We start from the raw sequence: 5,369 nt of genomic DNA on the forward strand, positions 1-5,369 counted from the left end.
CCCGGTAGGTGGGGCCATATAGCCTGTTGCATGCACGCGTCGTGTGTAGACACCAAAAGCTGTGTAGAGCGTTGCCGCGATGCACAGGGCGACTGTCGCCAGAGCGACAAGTCGGAAGGAGAGGGGTTGGAGAAGCTGAACCCGCCCGAGCCAGGATTGTCGCCGGGCTTCAAGGACTTCGCGCCTGAAGAGGTCAGAAGTCATAAAAGACGACAATCGGAAGAAAAATCGGGAACACGGGAGGGCTCAGAAAAGGTTCATCCCTGCCAGCATTTCAGACTGGCAGGGAGTGAACGCTCAGACTTTAGGCAGGCTTGCTGGCCGGTGCGTTAGCTACCGCCGTAGCAACGATCTGGGTGATCCCGAGACCGGTTGTCTGGACAGCCTGCGGCACGCCGGTGAGGCTGTTGGAGGCGATCGAGTCGACAATTTCACCGATGCCCGTGCCGAGGTTGGAAGCACCTGCGACAGCGCTGGCTACGGGCGCCTTGCCACTGATCGCCTTTGTGGACCAATCGACAATGTTGCCGATGGCGCTGCCAAGCTGGAATCCGAAATTGCTGAAGAAACCGGCTCCGCTGACAGTTTCAATTTCAGTTGAGTTCAGTTCGCGCATGATTTTGGCTCTCTTGTTGTTTGCCGTGAAGGCCGTTGAATGAAGCCCAACTCAATATTGGCGCGTATCGATGGGCGCGACAATTGTCAGTCCGATGAACTAAGCGCGATCCATCGTGACAAATCCAGTAATCAATGCGGATATATCGTGAGAAATTACATATAGATATCAACACTTACGACGCATAGTGATGCTTTTCGGGTCATGCGCTTTCCGTCGTTACTACGAAAAAATTGCTATTTTTTCATGAGATCGAGGGCGAAGGCGGTGCTCTTGCGCAGGCACATCTTTCTCCTTTGCGAGAAAGTATTATCCGCTATCCTTCAGAGGAATTCGTGACCCTTTCTTCGCGGTGCCTCATATGACCCTGCAAACCTGGTGGCTGTTCGTCGTCACGGTATTTTTTATATCAGCGACACCTGGCCCGAATATGATGCATGCGCTCAGTCGCAGTGTTCAGGTCGGCTTCAATCGCAGTATTGCCGCCATGGCGGGCTGTATTACCGCGTTGCTTCTCGCGCTCGTTCTGTCAGTGATTGGTATCGGCGCCGTTCTTGTGGCCATGCCTCGGCTGTTCAACATCATCCGTTATGCTGGCGCCGCCTATCTGGTCTATCTGGGGATCAAGGCCTGGCGTGCGAGTGATACGCCGGAGGTGCCAGATACGGAAACAGGAAAAGCCGCGCCCGTGAGCCGCTGGGTGCTGTACCGCACCGGGTTTCTGGTCGGTATCAGCAATCCCAAATTACTGCTTTTTGCGGCTGCTTTCTTCCCGCAATTCATTGATCATCATCAGCCTGTTCTGCCGCAATTCGGCATACTGGTTGTGACCTATCTTTTTTCGGACGGGTTGTGGCTCACCCTTTACGGACTGGGCGGCCAGTCGCTCTCTCGTTTTCTGTCGCGCCGGCCGGTCAGACGGGCTTTCAATCGTCTGACCGCCATCGTGTTTGTCGCCTTCGGGATCGTGATCCTACGAGCGAAGGCCTGATTGCGCGGCACCATGATGAACGCTCAGCCCTGTCAGCGTCACCGCAATCTGGTCTGGCGTCGTGCCAATATCATTGATTGCGTGGGCGCCGGTGCGGAACATCACTGGGATTGCCATCGCCTGAGGTGACAGGCGGAATGTGCTGGGCGTTCCGTTGGCCGCTACTGTCATCATGCCGTCAGGGCGTGTGTGAAGCACGATATGAGCGGTGTGAGTGTCGTCCAGCGTGCCGAGCACAACGCCATTTTCTGGCGCATTGTCGACTTGGCCATGCAGCACCAGACGGTCACCATCGACAAGAATGCGCAGGATCGGGGTCGCATCCTCATCGGCGGTCAGTTCGGCCAAAACGACATTTCCGCTTTTGGGGAAACGATCGATATGAATCGTCGCATCAAGCATGGCTTCGGCGTCAGCCACACGCCAGGGACGGGATTCGGAAAACTCCGTTCGGGGCTGGCGTGCGTGATAGGCCGTTGGCTTGCGCGCTTCACTGCTCAGGGCAATGCCGCCCGGCGTCAGGCGATACGGGGCATCGGCCTTGGGCTGCCCTAATGCAGTGGCGGGCAGGACCGACATGCTGAAGGCCTTTGTCTCACGCAGGTCAAAGCCGGTCGGATCAAAAACGGGCGCCGCATGGGCTGCCGCCACAAAGGAGGCAAGGGCGCAGGCCGGAAAAAGGAACAAGCCTTTCTTCATGACGGGTACTCCTTTTGGAATTCAGTCGCCATTGGGTGCGACGCAGGTCTCCAGAAACCGGGCCAACGCACGACCTCTATGGCTGGTCGCGTTCTTTTCTTCTGCCGAGAGTTCGGCAAAACTGCGGCAATCACCTTTGGGGATGAAAATCGGGTCGTAACCATGGCCGTGCGCGCCGCGTGGCGGCCAGCAGACCGCCCCTTCGCAACGGCCCTCAGCAAAGCGTGTGACACCATCGGGCCATGCAACGCAGAGCACAGCCACGAAGGAGGCCGAGCGATCGGCCGCGCCGTTCATTTCGTCATGAACGCGCTGCATGGCCACCTGCATGTCACCACCCGGGCCGGCCCAGCGGGCTGAATAGACGCCGGGACGCCCTTCAAGGGCGCTGACGCAGAATCCGGAATCATCAGACAGGGCAGGCAGTCCCGTGGCGCGCGCTGCAGCGAGGGCCTTGATGGCGGCATTGCCCTCAAAACTGTCAGCCGTCTCTTCCGGCTCGGGCAAAGAGAGTTCGGCCGCCGAGACGATCTCGATGCCGCTATCGGCCAGCAGAACCCGGAATTCAGCCAGCTTGCCCTTGTTGTGGCTGGCGAGCACAACGCGCTCGCCTCGCCTGAGAACCCGTTGGCCGGGCGCGGTCATGTCGGCTGGCGCCGCGCCGCTCACGCCGTTTTTCCGGTTGAAGCGCTGCCGTTTGTCACGCTCTCAAGCGCCTCGCGCTGGGCATCGAACAGGCGCGACGTGCCCAGCTTTGCAAGCGCCATCAGCGAGGCGAATTCGCTTTCGCTGAACGGTGCGTCTTCTGCCGTGCCCTGGATTTCGACAATGCCGCCTTCGCTGGTCAGAACGAAATTCGTATCGGCCTGGGCTGAGCTGTCTTCGATGTAATCGAGATCGAGCACAGCGCCGGCATCGGTCAGACCGCAAGAGACCGCAGCCACCTGCGCACGCAGGGGCGAGCGCTTGAGCACGCCAGCCTTGATCTGCTTGTCGAGAGCAATGGCAAGGGCCACCCAGGCGCCTGTGATGGCGGCGCAGCGCGTGCCACCATCGGCGTTGAGCACGTCGCAATCGAGCGTGATGGTCATCTCACCCAGGGCACGCAGGTCCACGCAGGCGCGCAGGGCGCGGCCGATAAGGCGCTGGATTTCCTGCGTACGGCCCGACTGCTTGCCCTTGGCTGCTTCACGGTTGCCACGGGTATGCGTCGCGCGCGGCAGCATGCCGTATTCCGCGGTAATCCAGCCCTGGCCCTGACCACGCAGGAAAGGCGGCACGCGATTTTCGATCGAGGCTGCACAAAGAACCTCGGTGCCACCCACGCGGATCAGCACGGAGCCCTCGGCATGGCGGGCGAAACCCGGCTCGATGGAAACGACGCGGTTCTCGTCGGCCTTGCGGCCTGAAGGGCGGGTGCTGGACATGGAGCGTTTTCCTCGTTTCAAGCGCAGAGATGCGGTCGGGTGCAGCTTTAGCGCCTGGGGCCCTGAATGACAAAGCCGAATGACAAGGCGGAATCATGCGGGTCAGCCCCGACCGGGACCCTGCCGTTACCGCCATCGCTCAAGGCATCGGGCAAGGCACGCGCCCCACGATGAAGGTCAGGCGGTTGCATAATCGGACACGGCGTCGTGCCCGGCCGACCCGCTCAGCCGATCAGTTCAACCGCATCGCCAAGGCGGATGGTCCCTGCTTGGCGGATGACCGCATTCTGGCCGAACATGACTCCACCGGGACGGTGGCGAAACCCGGTCATGGTCTTGAGTGGCTCGCGCGGAACAGGAATCGTCCCGCTTTCCTGATCGATGGTGGTGACGATGCAGCGGCTGCAGGGTTTGACCAGGTCAAGTTCAACTGTACCGATCCGGATGGAGCGCCATTCATCCTCAGCCCAGGGCTGATCGGTCTCGATGACGATATTGGGCCTGAAACGCTCCATCGGCACGGGCTGATCGAGACGGGCGTTGAGGTCGTCGAGTGACGCCGTGTTGGTGACGAGCAGTGGAAACCCGTCTGCAAAGCTTACACTGCCAAACTCGGTTGGTCTGGCATGGGCCGGGTCGGCCATATGCACGAGCCTGCACGCTGTGCCGAGAATAGCGCTCAGCCATGCCGCAGCCTCGTCTCCGGCATCCCGTGCCGCGATGGCATGGTCCTTCCAGACGCTCACTGTCATTGCAGGTGCCTGAGGAGCAGGCGGATCGATCCTCAGTTCCGAGCCGTCGCTACCGGTCAGGTGAAGTGTCTCACCGTTCAGCGCCGTCAGGATGCGTGCCATGGCCGGATGCTGGCGCTGCGTCATGAAGCGCCCATCCGGCGCAACCACGAGCCAGCGCCGGTCGCCACGCGGCCCCCAGGGGTCGAGTTCGAGTGCCGTCATATCAACCCGGTGCATGCTTTTGACAGGATGGATATATAAGGCTGCAAGGCGGGTCATCGGCACGACTCCGAAGCGGATGGACAGGACACGTCGTGACAGGTCTAGTCGCTCGGGACGGTGACAGGAAGCCATCTGGCGCGTCGGGAAAAGGGGCAGGGCATGATCGATCTCTCAAACCTGCCGGGTGGCATGGATGCCCGGTCGGCGAATGTGCTGCGCGAGATTGTCGAGCAATACATGGAGACGGGTGATCCCGTGGCCAGCAAGACGCTTGCCCAGCGCCTGACGCCCTCGCTTTCTCCCGCGACCATACGCAATGTCATGGCGGAGCTGACCCAGGCCGGATTACTGTTCAGCCCCCATGTCTCGGCGGGTCGCCTGCCCACCGAGAAAGGCGTGCGACTATTCGTGGATGGCCTGTTGCAGTTCGGTGCGCTCGATGAACTGGAGCGCGCCCAGATTGCCGGGCGTCTGGCGCTCAAGGGGCGATCCATGCAGGAGACGCTCGCAGAGGCCTCCTCCATGCTTTCGGGGCTTTCGGCGGCAGCCGGTCTGGTTCTGGCCCCCAAGGGCGATGGCGCCCTCAAGCATATCGAATTTGTCGCGCTCGGGCCGGGCAAGGCCCTGGTGATCCTTGTGGCCGCCGATGGTCAGGTCGAGAACCGCGTGATTGAAACGCC

The 5,369-nt window shown here is 60.7% G+C and carries 6 protein-coding genes and 2 pseudogenes; 2 read left to right on the plus strand and 6 right to left on the minus strand.

Translation table 11 applies throughout. The annotated features are described in order from the left end of the window. Both P792_RS39020 and P792_RS0119500 read right to left on the minus strand, forming a co-directional pair. Positions 1-204 (minus strand): annotated as a pseudogene (locus tag P792_RS39020) (transporter); the annotation flags it as partial. Positions 205-304: 100 nt separating this feature from the next. Continuing rightward, positions 305-616 (minus strand): hypothetical protein, encoded by a 312-nt coding sequence (locus P792_RS0119500; RefSeq protein ID WP_023979371.1) that lies wholly within the window; start codon positions 614-616, stop codon positions 305-307. Positions 617-977: 361 nt separating this feature from the next. Here P792_RS0119500 and P792_RS31680 point away from each other — a divergent pair, with 361 nt between their 5' ends. Then, a complete protein-coding gene (locus tag P792_RS31680; protein WP_023979372.1) occupies positions 978-1,607 on the plus strand; it encodes a LysE family translocator in 630 nt (209 codons plus the stop codon). Here P792_RS31680 and P792_RS31685 read toward each other — a convergent pair. The 4 genes from P792_RS31685 to P792_RS31700 all read right to left on the minus strand — a co-directional run bounded on the left by P792_RS31685 (position 1,590) and on the right by P792_RS31700 (position 4,746). Beyond that, positions 1,590-2,306, minus strand: coding sequence for a hypothetical protein (locus tag P792_RS31685; protein ID WP_023979373.1), 717 nt, complete (start codon positions 2,304-2,306; stop codon positions 1,590-1,592). The two genes, P792_RS31680 and P792_RS31685, sit on opposite strands and share 18 nt — an antisense overlap. A 21-nt stretch (positions 2,307-2,327) precedes the next feature. After that, the gene (gene rdgB / locus P792_RS31690; RefSeq protein ID WP_023979374.1) at positions 2,328-2,951 is read right to left on the minus strand and encodes an RdgB/HAM1 family non-canonical purine NTP pyrophosphatase; all 624 of its coding nucleotides are present in this window, start codon (positions 2,949-2,951) and stop codon (positions 2,328-2,330) included. 20 nt (positions 2,952-2,971) lie between these two features. Next, positions 2,972-3,733 (minus strand): ribonuclease PH, encoded by a 762-nt coding sequence (gene rph, locus P792_RS31695; RefSeq protein ID WP_023979375.1) that lies wholly within the window; start codon positions 3,731-3,733, stop codon positions 2,972-2,974. A gap of 224 nt (positions 3,734-3,957) precedes the next feature. After that, positions 3,958-4,746, minus strand: coding sequence for an MOSC domain-containing protein (locus P792_RS31700; RefSeq protein WP_023979376.1), 789 nt, complete (start codon positions 4,744-4,746; stop codon positions 3,958-3,960). A gap of 102 nt (positions 4,747-4,848) precedes the next feature. Here P792_RS31700 and P792_RS31705 point away from each other — a divergent pair. Next, positions 4,849-5,369: pseudogene (locus P792_RS31705) on the plus strand (HrcA family transcriptional regulator); the annotation flags it as partial.

Origin of the sequence: Asaia sp. SF2.1 (assembly GCF_000505765.1) — a bacterium.
Classification (GTDB): domain Bacteria; phylum Pseudomonadota; class Alphaproteobacteria; order Acetobacterales; family Acetobacteraceae; genus Asaia; species Asaia bogorensis.

Bases quoted from the DNA above. Each gene is read 5' to 3' on its own strand.
- P792_RS31700 (WP_023979376.1), bottom strand. From the start codon at position 4,746: ATGACCCGCCTTGCAGCCTTATATATCCATCCTGTCAAAAGCATGCAC.
- rph (WP_023979375.1), bottom strand. From the start codon at position 3,733: ATGTCCAGCACCCGCCCTTCAGGCCGCAAGGCCGACGAGAACCGCGTC.
- P792_RS31685 (WP_023979373.1), bottom strand. From the start codon at position 2,306: ATGAAGAAAGGCTTGTTCCTTTTTCCGGCCTGCGCCCTTGCCTCCTTT.
- rdgB (WP_023979374.1), bottom strand. From the start codon at position 2,951: ATGACCGCGCCCGGCCAACGGGTTCTCAGGCGAGGCGAGCGCGTTGTG.
- P792_RS31680 (WP_023979372.1), top strand. From the start codon at position 978: ATGACCCTGCAAACCTGGTGGCTGTTCGTCGTCACGGTATTTTTTATA.
- P792_RS0119500 (WP_023979371.1), bottom strand. From the start codon at position 616: ATGCGCGAACTGAACTCAACTGAAATTGAAACTGTCAGCGGAGCCGGT.